Source organism: Ruegeria sp. AG1, assembly GCF_056541705.1.
Genome location: NZ_JBQFYU010000002.1, coordinates 76,304 through 94,548, shown reverse-complemented (window position 1 = coordinate 94,548; position 18,245 = coordinate 76,304). Strand labels below are relative to the sequence as shown.

At 59.5% G+C, this 18,245-nt stretch carries 19 protein-coding genes; 17 read left to right on the top strand and 2 right to left on the bottom strand.

Annotated features, from left to right (window positions below):
- Nucleotides 1–35: 35 nt before the first annotated feature.
- From ACR0B5_RS02900 to ACR0B5_RS02855, 10 genes are all read left to right on the top strand, one after another.
- Nucleotides 36–1,166 (top strand): bifunctional 2-C-methyl-D-erythritol 4-phosphate cytidylyltransferase/2-C-methyl-D-erythritol 2,4-cyclodiphosphate synthase, encoded by a 1,131-nt coding sequence (locus ACR0B5_RS02900; protein ID WP_480538300.1) that lies wholly within the window; start codon nucleotides 36–38, stop codon nucleotides 1,164–1,166.
- Nucleotides 1,163–1,660 carry a phosphatidylglycerophosphatase A family protein gene (locus tag ACR0B5_RS02895; protein WP_480538298.1) on the top strand — a complete coding sequence of 166 codons (498 nt, stop codon included), beginning with the start codon at nucleotides 1,163–1,165 and terminating at the stop codon, nucleotides 1,658–1,660. Before ACR0B5_RS02900 ends, ACR0B5_RS02895 begins: the two co-directional genes overlap by 4 nt.
- A complete protein-coding gene (locus tag ACR0B5_RS02890; protein WP_480538296.1) occupies nucleotides 1,657–2,133 on the top strand; it encodes a CinA family protein in 477 nt (158 codons plus the stop codon). The genes ACR0B5_RS02895 and ACR0B5_RS02890 overlap by 4 nt, the downstream gene beginning before the upstream one ends.
- A 198-nt stretch (nucleotides 2,134–2,331) precedes the next feature.
- Nucleotides 2,332–3,513: an ammonium transporter gene (locus ACR0B5_RS02885; RefSeq protein WP_480538294.1), complete on the top strand. Its 1,182-nt coding sequence runs from the start codon at nucleotides 2,332–2,334 to the stop codon at nucleotides 3,511–3,513.
- A 141-nt stretch (nucleotides 3,514–3,654) separates the two neighbouring features.
- Nucleotides 3,655–4,332: an orotate phosphoribosyltransferase gene (locus tag ACR0B5_RS02880; protein WP_170458556.1), complete on the top strand. Its 678-nt coding sequence runs from the start codon at nucleotides 3,655–3,657 to the stop codon at nucleotides 4,330–4,332.
- Between the two features lie 259 nt (nucleotides 4,333–4,591).
- Nucleotides 4,592–6,082 carry a replicative DNA helicase gene (locus tag ACR0B5_RS02875; protein WP_170458558.1) on the top strand — a complete coding sequence of 497 codons (1,491 nt, stop codon included), beginning with the start codon at nucleotides 4,592–4,594 and terminating at the stop codon, nucleotides 6,080–6,082.
- 106 nt (nucleotides 6,083–6,188) lie between these two features.
- Nucleotides 6,189–7,232, top strand: a complete 1,044-nt coding sequence (locus ACR0B5_RS02870; RefSeq protein ID WP_480538292.1) for a Hint domain-containing protein — start codon at nucleotides 6,189–6,191, stop codon at nucleotides 7,230–7,232.
- A gap of 226 nt (nucleotides 7,233–7,458) precedes the next feature.
- Nucleotides 7,459–8,493, top strand: coding sequence for an alanine racemase (gene alr, locus ACR0B5_RS02865; RefSeq protein WP_480538290.1), 1,035 nt, complete (start codon nucleotides 7,459–7,461; stop codon nucleotides 8,491–8,493).
- Nucleotides 8,490–9,272 carry an MlaE family ABC transporter permease gene (locus ACR0B5_RS02860; RefSeq protein WP_480538288.1) on the top strand — a complete coding sequence of 261 codons (783 nt, stop codon included), beginning with the start codon at nucleotides 8,490–8,492 and terminating at the stop codon, nucleotides 9,270–9,272. The genes alr and ACR0B5_RS02860 overlap by 4 nt, the downstream gene beginning before the upstream one ends.
- Nucleotides 9,269–10,015 (top strand): ATP-binding cassette domain-containing protein, encoded by a 747-nt coding sequence (locus tag ACR0B5_RS02855; RefSeq protein ID WP_170717871.1) that lies wholly within the window; start codon nucleotides 9,269–9,271, stop codon nucleotides 10,013–10,015. The genes ACR0B5_RS02860 and ACR0B5_RS02855 overlap by 4 nt, the downstream gene beginning before the upstream one ends.
- On the opposite strand, the gene ACR0B5_RS02850 is transcribed toward ACR0B5_RS02855, so the two are convergent.
- On the bottom strand, nucleotides 10,012–10,440 hold the full coding sequence (locus tag ACR0B5_RS02850) for an acyl-CoA thioesterase (protein WP_480538286.1): 429 nt from the start codon (nucleotides 10,438–10,440) through the stop codon (nucleotides 10,012–10,014). The genes ACR0B5_RS02855 and ACR0B5_RS02850 overlap by 4 nt on opposite strands.
- A 103-nt stretch (nucleotides 10,441–10,543) precedes the next feature.
- Here ACR0B5_RS02850 and ACR0B5_RS02845 point away from each other — a divergent pair, with 103 nt between their 5' ends.
- From ACR0B5_RS02845 to ACR0B5_RS02815, 7 genes are all read left to right on the top strand, one after another.
- Nucleotides 10,544–10,990, top strand: a complete 447-nt coding sequence (locus ACR0B5_RS02845; RefSeq protein WP_170638573.1) for a paraquat-inducible protein A — start codon at nucleotides 10,544–10,546, stop codon at nucleotides 10,988–10,990.
- Nucleotides 10,991–11,145: 155 nt separating this feature from the next.
- Nucleotides 11,146–11,928, top strand: coding sequence for a kinetochore Spc7 family protein (locus tag ACR0B5_RS02840; protein WP_480538284.1), 783 nt, complete (start codon nucleotides 11,146–11,148; stop codon nucleotides 11,926–11,928).
- A 120-nt stretch (nucleotides 11,929–12,048) separates the two neighbouring features.
- Nucleotides 12,049–13,413, top strand: coding sequence for a DNA repair protein RadA (gene radA / locus ACR0B5_RS02835; protein ID WP_480538282.1), 1,365 nt, complete (start codon nucleotides 12,049–12,051; stop codon nucleotides 13,411–13,413).
- A 39-nt stretch (nucleotides 13,414–13,452) separates the two neighbouring features.
- Entirely contained in the window at nucleotides 13,453–14,043 is a 591-nt protein-coding gene (locus tag ACR0B5_RS02830) for a CvpA family protein (RefSeq protein ID WP_480538280.1), read from the top strand.
- A gap of 600 nt (nucleotides 14,044–14,643) precedes the next feature.
- The gene (gene purF / locus ACR0B5_RS02825) at nucleotides 14,644–16,167 is read left to right on the top strand and encodes an amidophosphoribosyltransferase (RefSeq protein ID WP_170373881.1); all 1,524 of its coding nucleotides are present in this window, start codon (nucleotides 14,644–14,646) and stop codon (nucleotides 16,165–16,167) included.
- 221 nt (nucleotides 16,168–16,388) lie between these two features.
- Entirely contained in the window at nucleotides 16,389–16,637 is a 249-nt protein-coding gene (locus ACR0B5_RS02820) for a hypothetical protein (RefSeq protein ID WP_170373882.1), read from the top strand.
- 42 nt (nucleotides 16,638–16,679) lie between these two features.
- Nucleotides 16,680–17,336, top strand: a complete 657-nt coding sequence (locus tag ACR0B5_RS02815) for an SDR family NAD(P)-dependent oxidoreductase (RefSeq protein WP_480538278.1) — start codon at nucleotides 16,680–16,682, stop codon at nucleotides 17,334–17,336.
- Between the two features lie 59 nt (nucleotides 17,337–17,395).
- On the opposite strand, the gene ACR0B5_RS02810 is transcribed toward ACR0B5_RS02815, so the two are convergent.
- Nucleotides 17,396–18,238: an ATP-binding protein gene (locus ACR0B5_RS02810; protein ID WP_480538276.1), complete on the bottom strand. Its 843-nt coding sequence runs from the start codon at nucleotides 18,236–18,238 to the stop codon at nucleotides 17,396–17,398.
- Between the last annotated feature and the right edge of the window lie 7 nt (nucleotides 18,239–18,245).

Genomic DNA, 18,245 nt, shown 5'->3' with positions numbered 1-18,245 from the left:
CTAAACAAAGCGCAGGATTCCGGAGAAACCCGACCATGACCACAGCCGCCATAATCGTTGCCGCAGGGCGTGGACTGCGCGCAGGAGGCGGCACGCCCAAGCAATGGCGCGCGCTGGCCGGTCGTCGTGTGGCGGATTGGACGATCGACCGGTTCCGTGGCCTTGTCGACCACATCGTATTGGTCTTGTCGGACGAAGACGCTCCGGCCTGGGAAGAGTTTCGCGAGACCGAACTGATACTGTGCGCAGGTGGTGCGGGTCGGGCAAGCTCGGTTCGTAACGGACTGCAAGCATTGGCAAATCATCAAGTGACCCGTGTGCTGATCCATGACGTGGCACGGCCCTGTGTCTCGGAACATCTCATTCAGAATGTCCTGAGCGCACTGGGTACCCACCAGGCCGCAGCCCCCGGTTTACCCGTTACGGATGCGCTTTGGATCGGGCATAATGGCTCGGTTTCTGGGACGCAGGACCGCAGCAACCTGTTTGCCGCGCAAACCCCTCAGGGATTTGACTACGATGCCATTGTCAAAGCACATGCCGCGCATCCGGGTGGCGCTGCGGATGATGTTGAGGTCGCACGGGCCGCAGGTCTTGAGGTTTGCATTGTGCCGGGCGACGCGGACAATCTGAAAATCACCCGCCCTGAGGATTTTGGACGGGCGGAACGGATAATGGGAACGAATATGGATGTGAGGCTGGGCAACGGCTATGACGTGCATCGTTTTGGCGATGGCGATCACGTGATCCTCTGCGGCGTGAAGGTCCCGCATGAACGCGGGCTGCAAGGGCATTCCGACGCGGATGTCGGCATGCACGCGGTCACCGACGCGATTTACGGTGCGCTGGCGCAAGGGGATATCGGCCAGCACTTCCCGCCCTCAGACCCGCAATGGAAAGGCGCCGCAAGCGAGATCTTCCTGCGCCATGCGGTCGAGCTGGCCGAGACGATGGGCTACCGCATTTCGAACGTCGATTGTACGCTGGTCTGCGAATACCCCAAGATCGGCCCTCACGCCGCGAAAATGAAAGAAGAAATGTCTAAAATCATGGGATTGCGTGCTGATCAGGTCTCGGTCAAGGCAACCACGTCCGAGCGTCTGGGCTTTACCGGCCGTAGCGAGGGCATCGCGTCGCTCGCCACGGCATGTCTGGTGAAAGCATGAACATCGCGCGTCTGATCGGAACCGTCTGCGGGGTTGGATATCTGCGCCCTGCCCCCGGCACTTGGGGTTCACTTGCGGCCCTGCCTCTGGCCTGGGTCCTGCACGTTTTGGGTGGCTTCCCCTTGCTTGTACTCGCGACGCTCGTGGTGTTCATCGCGGGCCTTTGGGCCACAAAGGTGATGACCGCCGGGCAAGAGGATCACGACCCCTCCGAGATCGTCGTCGATGAGGTCGCAGGCCAATTCATCGCGCTCTGGGCCATTTCCTACCCAAGCTGGGCACACGGGATCGAGATCACCGCGCTCTGGCCCGGTTGGATCGCGGGTTTCCTGCTGTTCCGGCTGTTCGACATCACCAAGCCCGGCCCGGTCGGCTGGGCCGATCGCAAAGGAGACGCGATGGGCGTGATGCTGGACGATGTGATCGCCGGGATCTTTGCCGCCATCGGTGTGATGGTTCTGGCCGGGACCGCACATGGAGTGTTGGGCCTATGACCGTATCCGAGCTGCTGGACCAAGCCAAAGCCCAAGGCATCATGATCGCGACCGCAGAAAGCTGCACGGGCGGCATGGTGGCTGCTGCTTTGACCGACATCCCCGGCAGCTCGGCCGTGGTGGACCGGGGGTTCGTCACCTACACCAACGAGGCCAAGCAGCAGATGCTAGGCGTGCGCGGCGAGACACTGGACGCCTATGGCGCGGTCTCAGAGCAGGTCGCACAAGAAATGGCCGATGGCGCTCTGTACCAGTCGCGCGCGCAACTAGCCGTGTCGATCACCGGCATCGCAGGCCCCGGAGGGTCGGAATTCAAACCCGAAGGCCGCGTGTGCTTTGGCCTTGCTGCCGCAGGGCAACCCACGCGCACCGAAACTGTCGAGTTCGGTGCTCTGGGGCGCGAAAGGGTCCGTCAGGCCGCGCGGGATCATGCGCTGGAAATGCTTTACTCCGGCCTTTCGCAAAACGCTTAAATTTACAGCATAGATACTGCAATGACGCAAATATAAGCGTCAGTTGACAAAAAGCCACCTAAATAGGCGTCTTTTTGCACCTCTGCCTCTTTTTTCCTCGATCCAGCTCAGCTTCAACCCGCCGCACATCACTCACGAGGTGTCGGCCGTGGCGGTTTGCCCGGCCGACGCCCAAACGGCAAAAAAGGAGACCGGCCCATGAACGGAGCCGATACAGCCTGGATCATTGTAGCAACCGCACTGGTCCTGTTCATGACATTGCCGGGCCTTGCCCTGTTCTATGGCGGGCTTGTGCGTGCCCGAAATGTCCTCAGCGTGTTTATGCACTGCTTCTCGATTGCCTGTTTAATGAGCATCCTTTGGCTGGTCGCGGGTTATTCCATCGCCTTCGGGCCCGGTGAAAGCGGTTTCTGGGGGGGATTGGGCAAAGCGTTCCTGAACGGTGTTGATGCCGACAGCCTGGCGGGCACCCTGCCCGAAATCCTGTTCTTTGCCTTCCAGATGACCTTCGCGATCATCACCCCCGCCCTGATCGTCGGCGCCTATGTCGAGCGGGTTGGCTTTGGCTTCGTCCTCACCTTCTCGGGCCTGTGGATGCTGCTGTGCTACGCGCCGGTGGTCCATTGGATCTGGGGCGGCGGGATGCTGTCCGATGGCGGCATTCTGGGTGAGATCGGTGTGCGCGACTTTGCTGGCGGCATCGTTGTTCACGAGACCGCCGGTCTGGCCGCGCTGATCATCGCCGTGATCCTCGGCCCACGCCGCAACCGCACGACGCCTCCGCACAATCCGGGCTTTGTCATGATCGGCGCCGCGATGTTGTGGGTCGGCTGGTTCGGTTTCAACGGCGGTTCGCAACTGGCCGCTGACGGAGGCGCCGCGATGGCCATGACCGTCACACATCTGTCCGCCGCAACTGCATCCCTGACCTGGGCACTGTGGGAGAAGATCCGTTTTGGCAAAGCCTCGATGGTTGGTCTGGTCACAGGCACCATTGCAGGTCTGGCCTCGATCACTCCGGCCTCGGGCTTTGTGGGTCCGGTGCAAGCGCTGATCATCGGGGCCGTTGCAGGTGTACTGTGCCAGGAGGCCGTCTTTGTCATCCGCAACAAGCTGAACATTGACGACACGCTGGACGTCTTTGCTGTGCACGGTGTCGGGGGCATCTTTGGCACCCTGATGATTGCGCTGTTCGGTCTGGGCACATGGGCAGCACAACTTGGAGGCCTTTTGATTGTGGGTGCCTTTACGGCAATTGTCACCTTTGTGTTGATTAAGGTGGTTGCAGCCATCACTCCGCTTCGCGTAGACGCCGAGACCGAGACAAATGGCCTCGACCTGTCGGTACATGGCGAGCGCGCCTATGACATGAGCAGCTAAGCCCACCTTGGTTGCCCATCGCCCGAAAGGGCAAAAGCGGACCTGTCGCGGGTCCGCTTTTTCTTTGTTCGGCCCTCTCGACTCCGGGCCGATGGACAGGCTATCAGCCCGCAACACTCTTTCAGCCCCGAGGTTTGCGCCATGATCCCCAGTTCATTTCCCGACAGCTCTGAAATTGCCCGCCTGACCGCGCGGATGCTGCTGGAGATCAAGGCCGTTCACTTCAACTCGCGTGAGCCGTTCACGCTGGCCAGCGGCCTGCCCAGCCCCACCTATATCGATTGCCGAAAGCTGATCTCATACCCACGCATCCGCTCGACCCTGATGGACTTCCTGACCGTCACCGTGATGCGCGAGGCGGGGTTCGAGGCGTTTGACAATATCGCGGGCGGTGAGACAGCCGGCATCCCCTTTGCCGCCATGGTCGCCGAGCGGATGGCCCTGCCCATGACCTATGTGCGCAAAAAGCCCAAAGGCTACGGCCGCAACGCCCGCATTGAAGGCGCAATGAGCGAAGGGGAACGCGTGCTGCTGGTCGAGGATCTGACCACTGATGGCGGCTCCAAGCTGTCCTTCGTCGATGCGATCCGTGAAACGGGCGCGACCTGCGGCCATACCGCGGTGATCTTCTACTACGGCATCTTCCCCGAGACCGAGAAGACCCTCGGCGATCACGGCGTGAAGCTCCATTCGCTGTGCACCTGGTGGGACGTTCTGGCCGAGGCCAAAGCGCAAAAGGCCTTTGACGAAGAGACCCTTAGCGGTGTCGAAGCCTTCCTGAACGACCCGCGCGGGTGGCAGGACGCGAATAAATCGTAAGATTCGGCCTGTGGGTAAGCTGGGGATAGTTGATTTTCGAATCGATCCAAAGCGCGCCTATCTAGTCGAATTTTGCGCCCGTCACACCAAATGTTGCGATAGCTTTCGTCCCGTGCAAAACTGGGCGGAAGTTATCCCCATTCAGATGGGCAGTTATCCCGAAGCCGGGGGCGGTTATACCAACTTACCCCCATTCATTTGCAGATAGCTTGAACCGGGGCTTGGCGTGTAGAACCTCGGAACGGGCAGCGGGGACAAGATGAACGAGATCAGCAGTATCGAGCAGGCAGCGGCGCAGATTCAAAACGCCGAGACCATGCCGCATTCCATTGAGGCCGAGCAGCAGCTTCTGGGCGCGATCCTGACCAACAACGACCTCTATGACCGGGTTGCTTCGATCATCGGGGCCGAGCATTTCTACGACCCGGTTCACTCGCGGATTTACGAGGTCGCGGCCAATCGCATCGCAAAAAATGCGCTGGCTTCACCCGTTACGCTGAAATCCTTCATGGCAGATGACGAAGGCCTAAAGGAGTTGGGCGGACCCGCCTATCTTGTCAAACTTGCTGGCGCTTCGATAAGTGCCTTCGCGGTGCATGACTATGCCCAAATGATCTATGACCTCGCCATTCGTCGCGAGCTGATCCGACTGGGCCGGGACATCTCGGACAAGGCGGCGCGGGTCGATGTGTCCAGCGAGCCCAAAGAACAAATCGTAGAGGCCGAGCAACAACTCTATCAGCTTTCTGAGCAGGGCCAGACCGAACAGGGTTTCCAATCCTTCCTGAAGGCGGTCACAGAAGCCGTCAACGTCACCAATGAGGCGTACCAGCGCGGTGGCGGCATGGCGGGGATTTCCACCGGTCTGGCCGACTTGGACAAACAGTTGGGCGGGTTGCACCCGTCTGACCTGATCATTCTCGCGGGTCGTCCGTCGATGGGTAAAACCTCGCTAGCGACCAACGTGGCGTTCAACGTAGCCAAGGCTTACAAGCGCGGGCTGAAACCTGATGGCAGCGAAGGCGCGATTGATGGCGGCGTCGTGGGATTCTTCTCGCTCGAGATGAGCGCCGAACAGCTGGCGGGTCGTGTTCTGGCCGAAGCCTCGGAAATCTCCAGCCACAAGATCCGTCAAGGTGACATGACCGAGGCCGAGTTCCGCCGTTTCGTCGATGCCGCCAAGGAACTGGAAGCCTGCCCGCTGTTCATTGACGACACGCCCGCCCTGCCGATCTCGCAGCTCGCGGCGCGCGCACGGCGGTTGAAGCGGACGCATGGGTTGGACCTGCTGGTGATCGACTATTTGCAGCTGTGCCGGGGCATGTCCGACAACCGCGTCAACGAAATCGCCGAGATCTCGATGGGCATGAAGGCCATCGCCAAAGAGCTGAACATCCCGGTCATCGCCCTGTCCCAGCTGAGCCGTCAGGTGGAAAGCCGCGACGATAAACGCCCGCAACTGTCTGACCTGCGAGAATCGGGCTCGATCGAGCAGGATGCCGACGTAGTGATGTTCGTATTCCGCGAGGAATACTACAAGGAACGCGAAAAGCCCGGCGATCACGAGCTGGAAAAGATGGAAGAGTGGAAGCAGGCCATGGAGCGCCTGCATGGCAAGGCCGAGGTCATCGTCGGCAAGCAGCGCCACGGCCCCATTGGCACGGTCGAGCTGTCGTTCGAGGCACAGTTCACCCGCTTTGGCAATCTGGTCAAGCCCTGGCAACAGGGCGGCGAGATTGAAGGTTACTAAAAGTCACCTTAAATATCCAAATAGCCGAATTTGAATGCCAATCGTCGTGTGTTAGTATGTACTGAATGACGGCACCTACTGCCGGATTTTAGCAAGGCCTACGTCATTGCCCGCAATCATCTCGGAAATACGATACAGAAACGGGCCGAATTTTGCGCCGGACGGCGATTTCATCGAAATCCGCGTTCCCACAGGTACGGATGTCTCGGGCCTGAGGGTGCAGGTTTACAACGCCAATGGCTCCGTCCGAAGCTCCACGGATGTCGACACTGCGCCGGTGAACACGGTCAGCGGTTTCGACTATTACGTGGTCTCTGCCCGCATCAATCGTCTTGGCGCGGTGTCGCTGGACGACAATGGCACTGTGCTCAGTTTTGTGTCCTTCGACAATCAAGTCACCGCAACGCAAGGCGCGGCGAGCGGGCTGACCTCAACCCAGATAGGCAGCAACGGGACAGATGACACCTCGTCCCTCACCTCGACCGATGGGGTGAATTTCGTCGAGAACCCCAACCCAAGCCCCGGCGCGCCCTGTTTCACAACGGGCACTCTGATCGGCACCCCTCGTGGCAAGATTCCCGTTGAGGCACTCTGCACCGGAGATCAGGTTCTGACCGAAGATGGCCCGCCCGAGACACTGCGTTTGACCCTGTCGCGCAGCCTCAACCGGGCCGAGTTGATAAAGACCCCGCGCCTGTTTCCGGTGCGCATCGTCGCTGGAGCGCTTGGACAGTCTCTGCCGAAACGTGATCTTTTGGTCTCGCGCCAGCATCGGATGCTGATCCGATCTCCGATTGCGCAGCGCATGTTCGGGACCGAATCCGTTTTAGTCTCGGCCATTCAGTTGACCCGAATGCCCGGCGTTTTCGTCGACACCAGTGTCTCGCAGGTGATCTATCACCACCTTGTGTTCGACCGCCACGTGGTGCTGTTTGCCGAAGACGCGCCCAGCGAAAGTCTGTTTACCGGCCCGCAGGCGCTGCAATCCATGGACGAAGCCTCACGCGAGGAGTTGATGATGCTGTTCCCGCAACTGGCTCTCTTTGCCGCCCCACAGCCCGCGCGCTACATTCCAAGCAATAAACGCCAACGCAAATTGGTGACCCGGCATCTTAACAACAACAAGCCGTTGCTTGACGAGCTGCGATAAGACGGGCCTCCTGCGTGGGTCGCTCTGAACGATCCGCCGTGCAAAAGACCTTTGACTTGTATCGCTGCACAATCCCAGTGCGCACATCGCTGCCAGTCAAAAGCCCCTCAAACCTACCCAAATTCCTGTGTCAGATGGCCGTATGCCGCCTATCTTGCGGATTTTCCTGACAGGTTGTGTACGATCCCCTCTTGACCTGCCGCATTCCAGTGTCATGAACAACTCCATGAGTACCGCACGTTTGACGATCAATCTTCAGGCGCTCGCCAGCAACTGGCGGGCGCTCGATGCAAAAACGGATGTCGAAACCGGCGCCGTAGTTAAGGCCGACGCCTATGGTCTTGGGGCCGAACCTGTCGCCTGGTCCCTGGCCGAGGAAGGTGTCCGCAAGTTCTTTGTCGCCGTTGCCGAAGAAGGCGCAGACATTCGCGAGGCGGTAGGGCCCGGACCGATGATCGCTGTATTCTCAGGTCATATGGACGGGGATACCGAGCTGCTGCGCGATAACGACCTGATACCCCTGATCAACTCGGGCGAGCAATTCCAACGCCACCAACAGGCTCTGCCTGAACATGGGTTCGGCATCCAGCTTGACACCGGCATGAACCGTCTTGGACTGGAGCCCGCCGACTGGGCCGAGCTGCGCCCTCGGGCCGAGGCGTTGAACCCGGCGGTTGTGATGTCTCATCTGGCCTGCGCGGATGAACCGGACCACCCGATGAACCAGCAGCAGCTATCCGCGTTTCGCGGGATGACCGACGGGATGACGGCCCCCAGGTCTCTGGCAGCCACCGGAGGCACTTTGCTGGGGCCTGAATTCCACTTTGACTTCTGCCGTCCTGGCATTGGCCTTTACGGCGGAATGCCCTTTGCCGAGGCCAAGCCCGTCGTCACCGTTGATCTGCCGGTCGTGCAGGTGCGCGACGTCGCGGTCGGAGAAACCGTGGGCTATGGCAACAGCTGGACGGCACGCCGCCCGTCGAAGATCGCAACCGTCACCGCCGGATACGCCGACGGCCTACACCGCGCCATTGGCGGCGGCATTGATGCCTTCGCAGGCGACAAGCCCTGCCCGGTCGTCGGTCGGATCTCGATGGACCTAATCACCATCGATGTCACCGATCTGGGCTTTGAGCCAGAGAAACTGCGCATCCTCAACGGGCATCAGACCGTCGATGATCTGGCCGAGGCCGCCGGCACGATCGGTTATGAAATCCTGACCTCAATGGGCCGCCGCTATTCCCGAGGGTACGTGGAATGAACCCGCTGTCTATGCTGGGTGGGTTGGGCCGCACAGTTCTGACCCTGCTGGCCGCGTTTGGGCGCGTGACCCTGTTCGCTCTGGACTCGCTGTCGCACATTCTGCGCCCGCCCTACTACCCGCGCGAGATCGCGATGGCGCTGCTGAATATCGGCTGGCTGTCGCTGCCCGTGGTCGGCCTGACCGCCATCTTCACCGGCGGCGCGCTGGCTCTGCAGATCTATGCAGGTGGCGCACGGTTCAATGCCGAGGCCGTAGTCCCTCAGATTGTTGCCATCGGTATGGTGCGAGAGCTTGGCCCGGTTCTGGTCGGCCTTATGATCGCAGCCCGCGTGACCTCCTCCATCGCGGCCGAAATCGCCACGATGAAAGTGACCGAGCAGATTGACGCGCTGGTCACCCTGTCGACCCATCCGATGAAGTACTTGACCGCCCCGCGCGTGCTGGCGGCGCTGATCACGGTGCCGATCCTTGTCGGTATCGGAGACATCATAGGCATCATGGGCGGCTATACTGTGGCGACACAGAACCTCGGGTTCAACCCGGCTGCCTATCTGCAAAACACGGTCAACTTCCTTGAAACCCGCGACATCGTCTCATCCCTTGTCAAAGGCGCAGCCTTCGGCCTGATCGCGGCCATCATGGGCTGTTATTACGGTATGAACTCGGGCCGAGGCGCACAGGGCGTGGGCCGCGCCACCAAAGGCTCGGTCGAGGCAGCAGCCGTGCTGATCCTCGCTGCCAACTTCGTTCTGACAGGAGTGTTCTTCTCGCTATGATCCGGATGGAGAACGTCAAAAAGTCCTTTGATGACAACCACGTGCTGCAGGGCATGAACCTTGAGATCACCAAGGGCACCTCAATGGTCATCATCGGTGGGTCCGGCACGGGCAAATCGGTCGCGCTGAAATGTATCCTCGGCCTGATCAAGCCCGACAGCGGTATGATCTATGTCGATGGCAAGGACGCCAGCAAGGGCGACCGCGACGCGTTTCTGGCGCGCTTTGGCATGTTGTTCCAGGGTGCGGCGCTGTTCGACTCGCTGCCGGTCTGGCAGAACGTAGCCTTCCGCCTGCTGCGCGGCTCACTGAAACGCCCCACGGATGAGGCGCGCGAGATCGCCATCGAGAAACTGCGCCGTGTGGGCCTGAAATCCAACGTCGCCGACCGATTTCCGTCCGAGCTGTCGGGCGGGATGCAGAAACGCGTGGGCCTTGCCCGCGCCATCGCCGCCGAGCCAGAGATCATCTTTTTCGACGAACCAACGACCGGGCTGGACCCGATTATGTCCGGCGTCATCAACGATCTGATCCGAGAGATCGTGACCGAGATGGGCGCAACCGCCATGACCATCACCCACGACATGACCTCCGTCCGCGCAATTGCTGACAATGTGGCGATGTTGCATGACGGGGTGATCCAGTGGACTGGGCCTGTGGGTCAGATGGATGCCTCGGGCGATCCCTATCTGGAGCAGTTCATCAGCGGGAGTGCGGAAGGGCCGATTGAGGCGGTGCGTTAATCTTCGCTCTTTGCCATCCACTTAGTCGAACGTTCGATAATGTCCTGCGGAATAGCTTCTGCGCGCCTTGTCTGCAGGTTGAGCAAAACGCATTTGAAAACAGTGGAAAATGTCGTTTCACTGTCCGTAACTCGAATTAGTTTGTGGCTGAAGGTCATGGATTTCGTTCCTACCTCCAGGATTTCGCTTTCCATCTGTATCGCTTCGCCGGCACTCAATTCCACAAGAAAATTGCTGTCAGCATGGACCACCGCAAAGGATAGCTTTCGTCCCGATCGCATGTCTTCGGCCGTAAGCCCCAGCTCTGACTGCAACGCAAAAACGGAATCCGAGCATGCAGCAAAATACTTGGACACATTCATATGCCCCAGAAAATCACAGTCTGATGGATCGACAATTGACTTGTAGGCCACAAAACCCGACATCGTTCCTCCCCGTCTAAAAATAACTCAGTGGCGAGTACCGGTTTAAGTTAACCATAACAAAACATCGCCGCAAAATCTGAAATCTCGCCGAGACGCACAGCTAATGACCCTTCGCCTCGCCACCCTCTCCCTCCTGATCCTATACCCGATCGCGTGGTTCGCCCCACTGATGCGCGCGGGCCTGCTACCGATCTTCGGACTTTCCGAAATCAGCGTCATCACCGGCCTCCAATCTCTCTGGAAATCCGACATCTTCCTCGCGCTGGTCGTCACCGTCTTCGCCCTCTTCGCGCCCTACATCAAAACCATCGGCACCGCCTTGATCCAATGGGACCTGCTGGATGCCCGCGTCCAACCCGCGCTGAACATCTTGGGCAAGCTCGCCATGGCGGATATCTTCCTCATCGCGCTCTACATCACGCTGGCCAAGGGCATCTCTTACGCGACCATCGAGACGGCCTGGGGCCTCTACCTGTTTACCGGCTGCATTCTGGCCTCGATCGCGCTGGGATATATTACTGAGATGACATCCACATCACGAAAAGCTTAGACCGTGTTGATTGAAAACACATTTCTAAGTATCATCGTTATATTTCGAGCAGCAAAGTTCTAGTGTGTACGGGTCCGCAGAGGATCACCTTGCGTGTTTGATATGTCCTCCGCTTCGGCCCAATTTGTATCGGTTTGAGAAGGAGATGGACGACCATGCCCGCCCTCAACAACATTACATTGCAATTTCAGAATGCCTTTTTAAGACTGACTTTTTTCATGATCTGCGTCGCAGCCCTCGGCGCGGTGGTTGCAACCTCACTTTCGGCGCTGGGGGTTTTGCCCTGGCTGTCCCTTCAGGCCGGATTCGGCCAGACCGGCGTGATCGACGCTGGTATTTTTGTTCAGATCGGCCTGACCTGCCTGATTCTCATGCTGGGCTTCTACCTGCCTTCAAGCGCCCGAATGATGGCACTCGAGAACGCACACAGGAAGTTTTCGCTGAACATGCAGGATATCGTCGAGGCCTACCAGATCGCCCATGCTGCCGACCGCAGCGGCGTTTTCGCTCTGGCCTCGGAATTCGATGCGGTCAAAGAGCGTATGGCGTTTCTGCGCGACCATCCCGACCTTCAGGCGTTGGAACCTGAGATCCTGGAAACCGCTGCTCAGATGAGCCAGATCAGCCACGAACTGGCCGAAACCTATGGCAACGACCGGGTCGAACGCGCCCGGATGTTCCTGAAACAGCGGCAGGAAGAGGTCGAACTGTTCCAGCAACGGATCGAGGACGCACAGACCATCCTGCACGAACTCAGCCAATGGACCCGCGATATCGAGATCGAGGAATCCATCGCCAAATCCCAACTGTCGCGCTTGCGGGATGAACTGTTCGAACTTCTACCTGAGCTTTCGGCACAATTGCAGACACCCCCCGACGGCAGCGACCCAAGCGCCTCCAGCGTGGTCGCCATGTCGCCCCCTCGCGCCGCGGAATAGGCGCGTCAGCGCCCGGCGCACCCGATGGCCCGCAGGGCCTGAGGACGCGGCTTGCCACCGGCGGAGATGAAAGCCCACAAGGGCTTGAAGAACCGCCCATCCTCGGGCACCAAAGGCCTCATGGCAAAGACGACTTCTTTCTCCTGTTCGGCCTGCGGTGCGACACATACAAGATGGTCCGGGCGGTGTGACGCCTGCGGCGAATGGAACACGATCACCCAGGACGTGCCCCTGTCGGCGGGCCCGGCCAAGAAATCCCTCGGCGGCAAGCGGGGCAAGTCCATTGCACTCACGGACTTGTCGACCGAGGAGACCCCGCCACCCCGAACACTCAGCGGGGTGGATGAGTTGGACCGCGTTCTCGGCGGCGGCCTCGTCCCCGCTTCGGCCCTGTTGGTAGGCGGCGATCCCGGCATCGGCAAATCCACCCTTCTGCTGCAAGCCGCAGCGCGTTTTGCCCGCGCAGGCGTCAAAACAATCTATGTCTCGGGGGAAGAAGCCAGCGCGCAGGTCCGTATGCGTGCCCGCCGTCTGGGGCTCGAGGACGCGCCGGTCCAACTCGCGGCTGAGACCAATCTTCGCAACATCCTGACGACGCTTGAGGCTGAAAAACCCGGCCTCGCTATCATCGACTCGATTCAGACAATGTGGGCCGACAATGTGGACAGCGCGCCCGGCTCGGTGTCACAAGTCCGGGCTGCGGCACATGAATTGACCACCTTTGCGAAACGACACGGTGTTTCGATCGTCATGGTCGGCCATGTCACCAAAGAAGGTCAGATCGCAGGTCCGCGCGTTGTCGAACATATGGTCGACACCGTTCTCTATTTCGAAGGCGAACGCGGCCACCAGTTCCGTATCCTGCGCGCAGTCAAGAACCGTTTCGGCCCCGCAGATGAGATTGGTGTGTTCGAGATGACGGGCAAAGGGCTGGCGCAGGTCACCAACCCCTCCGCCCTGTTCCTGTCGGAACGCGGCACGCCCAGCCCCGGCTCGGCCGTTTTTGCCGGAATCGAAGGCACCCGCCCCGTCTTGGTGGAATTGCAGGCACTCGTCGCCCCGTCGCCGCATTCGCAACCCCGCCGCACCGTCGTCGGCTGGGATAGTGGGCGGCTGGCGATGATCCTCGCCGTGCTCGAGGCCCGCTGCGGCATCCCCTTCGCGGGTCTCGACGTCTATCTGAACGTGGCCGGAGGGCTGAAGGTCAGCGAACCCGCCGCCGATCTGGCTGTTGCCGCAGCGTTACTAAGTGCACGCGAAGACAGCGCCTTGCCCGCCGATACGGTCGTTTTCGGAGAAATCTCGCTGTCCGGGGCACTTAGACCGGCCCCTCAGACCGAAAACAGGTTGAAAGAAGCACAAAAACTTGGTTTCACATCGGCAATCGCTCCGGCGGGCGGCAAAACCGGCACTGTGGCAGGTCTGACACTCACCCGACCCTCTGATTTGGTGGGGTTTGTTGGCGAAACCTTCGGAGCAGGTTAAAGTCCGGCCCTAAGGGGCAGAAAAGAACAGGCGAGGGCCATGGAAGGTTTTACAATTATTGACGGGGTTGTGGCCCTGATCATCGTGCTGTCAGGCATTCTGGCCTATTCGCGCGGTTTCATGCGCGAGGTTCTTGCCATCGCGGGTTGGGTGGCAGCAGCTGTCCTCGCATTCATCTTCGCACCGCAGGCCGTGCCGCTGGTCAAAGAAATCCCGGTGGTCGGAGACTTCCTGCGCGACAGCTGCGAATTATCGGTAATCACTGGCTTTGCAGCCGTGTTTGCAATCGCCCTGATCATCGTCAGCATCTTCACGCCGCTATTTTCGTCGCTGGTGCAACGGTCTGCACTGGGCGGTCTGGATCAGGCGCTTGGCTTCTTCTTTGGCATCGCGCGGGGCATCCTGCTGGTCGCTATCGCGTTCTTTGTCTACGACACCGTAATGACTGGCCAGTCCTACACGCTTGTAGACGAAAGCCGCTCGGCCAAGGTGTTCGAACAGTTCAGCACCCAGATCGAAGAACAAAACCCCGAGGCCGCGCTGGGTTGGGTCACGGCACAATACGAAGAGCTGGTGGCCAGCTGCACCGCAGGCGACGCGACCCCTGCTGCGGAAACCACCGACAGCTAATTCATACAGAATGTTCATCGAAAAGCCCGGCCTCGCGCCGGGCTTTTTTTATTGAAAGAACCCCTCACCCCCGCAGACAGTACAGCGAGTGGTTTTCAAACCGAAACAGCCATCACAGCGGCTGGAAATCGGTTTACCCAGAATATCACGGCTTTTGACCACTTCACCCGCACCCTTGCAGATCGGACACGGGGCACGCCCCATGCCGCGGCACCGATGACAGCGCCTTTTGGGCGGCTCATCTTTCTTGTTTGGTGAGCGTTCCTGCCACATTCTGGCCCCCTCCCCGATAAGATCCGCGATGAAATTATGCATATGTCAGCACAAATGAATTCATATGTCACCACGCCGCAACTGAAGAAATCAGAACTGCGGCCCGTAGAAATGTGATCCTTTGATGACAGCCGCGTTCTAAGGCAGTATGTGGAGGCCAAACTGCCACGGAATCGGAGCTGTCGGGTTTGTCCTTTCAATGTTCATCTGCCTGCAATGCGGTGATGATGCACCGTTTGGCCTGCAAGATACGAACGGTACGACCCCTCCCTATCCGGCCGTCACTCAACCCTCTCGTCAAAACGTCATAGTAATTGGAGCCCGTACATGTGTGGGATTTTGGGGATCGCAAGCCGGACACATGATGTGTTTGCGGAAATCTATGACGGGCTGCTGATGCTGCAGCACCGGGGTCAGGATGCCTCGGGGATCGTCACATATAACGGTGAGTTCTTTCGCGAGAAAAAAGCCAACGGTCTGGTCAAAGACGTGTTCAACGCGACGGACGCCGAAACTCTTCTGGGTAAGGTCGGCATGGGCCATGTGCGCTATCCCACCGCAGGGTCGCTCAGCGCGTCCGAGGCACAGCCCTTTTTCGTCAACGCGCCTTACGGGATTTATCTGGTCCATAACGGCAACATCACTAACACGGCTGAGCAGCGCGAAAAAGTCACCGGTAAATACAGCCGTCACCTGCGCACCACGTCAGATTCCGAGATCCTGCTGAACGTTCTGGCCGACAAAGTGGCCGACGCGATCAAAGTGAACGGCAATGCCGAGCCCATCCGCAACATCTTTGCCGGCGTGAAGATGACAATGGAGCGTGTGCAGGGTGCCTACTCGGTCATTTGCCTTGTTGCTGGCGTCGGCATGCTGGCCTTCCGCGACCCACACGGTATCCGCCCCCTTTCGGTTGCAATTCGTGAGACCGAGGGCGATGGCAATGACTACGCCTTTGCCTCTGAGGATGTGGCCTTTGGTATCAACGGCTTTACCAAGATCCGTGACCTGAATCCGGGCGAGGCGATCCTGATTGATCTGGACGGCAATATGCACGAGTTTCAGGCCGTCGAAGGCAAGCTGACTCCTTGCATCTTCGAATATGTCTACCTCGCCCGTCCGGATTCCCTGCTGGATGGAGTCTCGGTCTACAAAACCCAGATGCGTATGGGGCAAACGCTGGCCAAGCAGATTCAGGACTCGGGTCTGCAGATCGACCGGATCATCCCGGTTCCCGACAGCGCCCGCCCCGTGGCGCTTGAGGCTGCCAAGATCACCGGCATCCCCTATCGCGAAGGTCTGGTGAAGAACCGCTATGTCGGTCGGACATTCATCATGCCTGGTCAGGAAGAGCGGCAGAAATCCGTCCGCCGCAAGCTGAACGCCATTCCGCTGGAGTTCAAGGACCACAATGTCCTGCTGATCGACGACTCGATCGTGCGCGGCAATACGATCAAGAAGATCGTTCAGATGTGTCGTGAGGCCGGGGCCAAGAAGGTCTACATCGCTAGCGCCTCGCCCCCGGTGAAATATCCCAATGTCTATGGCATCGACATGCCCACCAAGCACGAGTTGATCGCCAATGGCAAAGAGATCGAAGAGATTCGCGAAGAACTGGGCGCGGATGCCCTGTTCTACCAGAACCTCGACGATCTGATCTGGGCCGCCAAGGAGGGCAACCCCGAGATTGAGGCGTTCGACTGTTCCTGCTTTGACGGAAACTACATCACCGGCAGCGTCAGCGGTGACTATCTCGACAGTCTCGAAAACAGCACCCGCGTTAGCAAAAAACGCGAAGACATGCAGGTTGTTGGCGGGTCGTGGAACGCGGCGAAACTGGCGTCGGGCTAAAGAGACAACGCGAATCAGAAAACAACGCAGGCCGTGGGCATCGCTACGGCTTTGGCTGGATTTTGCCGATAGGAATGACCTGATTGCAAAGGCTTCCGGCCCCCTCACCTCGCCGTGATCTGATGCGAGCGGGGTGATCTTTTGATTTACTTTGCGGTTTGGTAGGCAGCGATTCACCACCACTCACACAAGGGGTTCGGACCGGGTTCGAGCCGCAGAAAATGCCAAATGCCAATGTCAAAAGCGCGGCCACGCAGCGGGGCGCGTTGAAAAGAAATTCTGTCTCGGTTCTGGGTGTTTTTGGCCCGAAAGCCGACCTGCGCGCTTTGATGCGCCTGTCTTCGGGACGTGTAAAAGAGGTCAAGCCGGGCAGCCGCGTGGCCTCGGGCACCGTTGTCGCCATTGATGAACACGGGATCATGCTGCGACAAAGCGGCCAGACCCGCCGGATTGGAATTCCGGGGGGCTAGCGCCCTCTTGACGACCCGCGCGCGGACGTTCAAACCGCTGCCATGACCGATCAGACCAAAATTGCCACCAAAGTTGCCCTCGTCACTGGGGCCTCTCGCGGGTTGGGCGCAGCCCTGGCCGAAGCGCTGGCCCCCGAGTATCACATCGTCGCCGTCGCCCGCACCACCGGCGGGCTGGAAGAGCTGGACGACCGGATAAAAGCCAAGGGCGGTTCGGCCACACTTGCGCCCATGGACATCACCGATCCCAACGCGATGGCCACCCTGTGCAGGGGTATTCATGATCGCTGGGGCAAAGTGGATTTGTGGCTGCACACGGCCGTCCACACCTCGGCCCTCACACCGGCGCATTTCGTTGATTCCAAAGAGTGGACAAAGGCGATGAACACCAACGCCAATGCCACCTCGGTTCTGATCCCCTATGTGACACCTTTGCTGGGTGAGGCCGGGCATGCCGTGTTCTTTGATGACCCCAAAGCGGGCGAGAAGTTCTACGGCATCTACGGCGCCACCAAGGCCGCCCAGATCGCTCTGGCACACAGTTGGCAGGTTGAGACTGAACGGACTGGGCCCAAAGTGTCGATTGTGGAGCCTGCCCCGATGCCGACAGCCGTGCGCGCGCGGTTTCACCCCGGTGAGGATCGCGATGTGCTGACCAGCACAGCGGATGAAGCGGCTCGGATTCTGGCGTTGTTGTAGGGAATGGCCCTTTGGGCCATGCCTCCGGCGGAGGTATTTTTAGCCAGATGAAACTGGGATCACGCGATATGGACGCCGTTGCGCCCGGCGAGATCGACGAAGAATTGCCACGCAACACGACCCGAGCGTGACCCGCGCGTCGCCTGCCATTCGATGGCTTCCGCGCGTAAGGTTTCCGGGTCGGCCGACACTTTGTAGGCGGCGCAATAACGGTCGATCATGGCCAGGTACTCGTCCTGATCACAGGGGTGGAAGCCGAGCCAAAGCCCGAACCGGTCGGACAGTGAGACCTTTTCTTCGACGGCTTCGGACGGGTTGATGGCGCTGGAGCGTTCGTTCTCGATCATGTCCCGTGGCATCAGGTGGCGACGGTTCGAGGTGGCGTAGAAGACGACGTTTTCAGGCCGACCTTCGATGCCGCCATCCAATACAGCCTTGAGCGACTTATAGTGCTGGTCGTCATGGCTGAACGACAGGTCATCGCAGAACAGGATGAATCGGTGCGGCGCGGCGCGCAGGTGGTTCAACAGGCGCGCGACCGAACTCATGTCTTCGCGCTGAAGCTCGACCAGTTTCAGGTTTGCGTACTCGGTTTGCAGCGTGCCGTGGACGGCCTTGACGAGGCTGGATTTCCCCATTCCCCGTGCGCCCCAAAGCAGCGCATTGTTGGCCTTGTACCCCGCCGCAAAGCGCCTTGTGTTGTCCAGCAGCGTATCGCGTGAACGGTTGATACCTACCAATAGATCCAGGTCCACGCGGTTGACCTGAGGGACAGGCTCAAGCCGGTCAGGCTCAACCTGCCAGACGAAGGCCGGCGCGGCATTGAAGTCCGGAGCGGCCAGTGGGGCCGGAGCCATCCGCTCTAGCGCGTCGGCGATACGGTTCAGGGCTTGGGTGTCCATGGCGGCC

Coding starts and splice junctions, on each gene's coding strand:
- ACR0B5_RS02900 (WP_480538300.1), top strand. CDS start 36: ATGACCACAGCCGCCATAATCGTTGCCGCAGGGCGTGGACTGCGCGCA.
- ACR0B5_RS02895 (WP_480538298.1), top strand. CDS start 1,163: ATGAACATCGCGCGTCTGATCGGAACCGTCTGCGGGGTTGGATATCTG.
- ACR0B5_RS02890 (WP_480538296.1), top strand. CDS start 1,657: ATGACCGTATCCGAGCTGCTGGACCAAGCCAAAGCCCAAGGCATCATG.
- ACR0B5_RS02885 (WP_480538294.1), top strand. CDS start 2,332: ATGAACGGAGCCGATACAGCCTGGATCATTGTAGCAACCGCACTGGTC.
- ACR0B5_RS02880 (WP_170458556.1), top strand. CDS start 3,655: ATGATCCCCAGTTCATTTCCCGACAGCTCTGAAATTGCCCGCCTGACC.
- ACR0B5_RS02875 (WP_170458558.1), top strand. CDS start 4,592: ATGAACGAGATCAGCAGTATCGAGCAGGCAGCGGCGCAGATTCAAAAC.
- alr (WP_480538290.1), top strand. CDS start 7,459: ATGAGTACCGCACGTTTGACGATCAATCTTCAGGCGCTCGCCAGCAAC.
- ACR0B5_RS02860 (WP_480538288.1), top strand. CDS start 8,490: ATGAACCCGCTGTCTATGCTGGGTGGGTTGGGCCGCACAGTTCTGACC.
- ACR0B5_RS02855 (WP_170717871.1), top strand. CDS start 9,269: ATGATCCGGATGGAGAACGTCAAAAAGTCCTTTGATGACAACCACGTG.
- ACR0B5_RS02850 (WP_480538286.1), bottom strand. CDS start 10,440: ATGTCGGGTTTTGTGGCCTACAAGTCAATTGTCGATCCATCAGACTGT.
- ACR0B5_RS02845 (WP_170638573.1), top strand. CDS start 10,544: ATGACCCTTCGCCTCGCCACCCTCTCCCTCCTGATCCTATACCCGATC.
- ACR0B5_RS02840 (WP_480538284.1), top strand. CDS start 11,146: ATGCCCGCCCTCAACAACATTACATTGCAATTTCAGAATGCCTTTTTA.
- radA (WP_480538282.1), top strand. CDS start 12,049: ATGGCAAAGACGACTTCTTTCTCCTGTTCGGCCTGCGGTGCGACACAT.
- ACR0B5_RS02830 (WP_480538280.1), top strand. CDS start 13,453: ATGGAAGGTTTTACAATTATTGACGGGGTTGTGGCCCTGATCATCGTG.
- purF (WP_170373881.1), top strand. CDS start 14,644: ATGTGTGGGATTTTGGGGATCGCAAGCCGGACACATGATGTGTTTGCG.
- ACR0B5_RS02820 (WP_170373882.1), top strand. CDS start 16,389: ATGCCAAATGCCAATGTCAAAAGCGCGGCCACGCAGCGGGGCGCGTTG.
- ACR0B5_RS02815 (WP_480538278.1), top strand. CDS start 16,680: ATGACCGATCAGACCAAAATTGCCACCAAAGTTGCCCTCGTCACTGGG.
- ACR0B5_RS02810 (WP_480538276.1), bottom strand. CDS start 18,238: ATGGACACCCAAGCCCTGAACCGTATCGCCGACGCGCTAGAGCGGATG.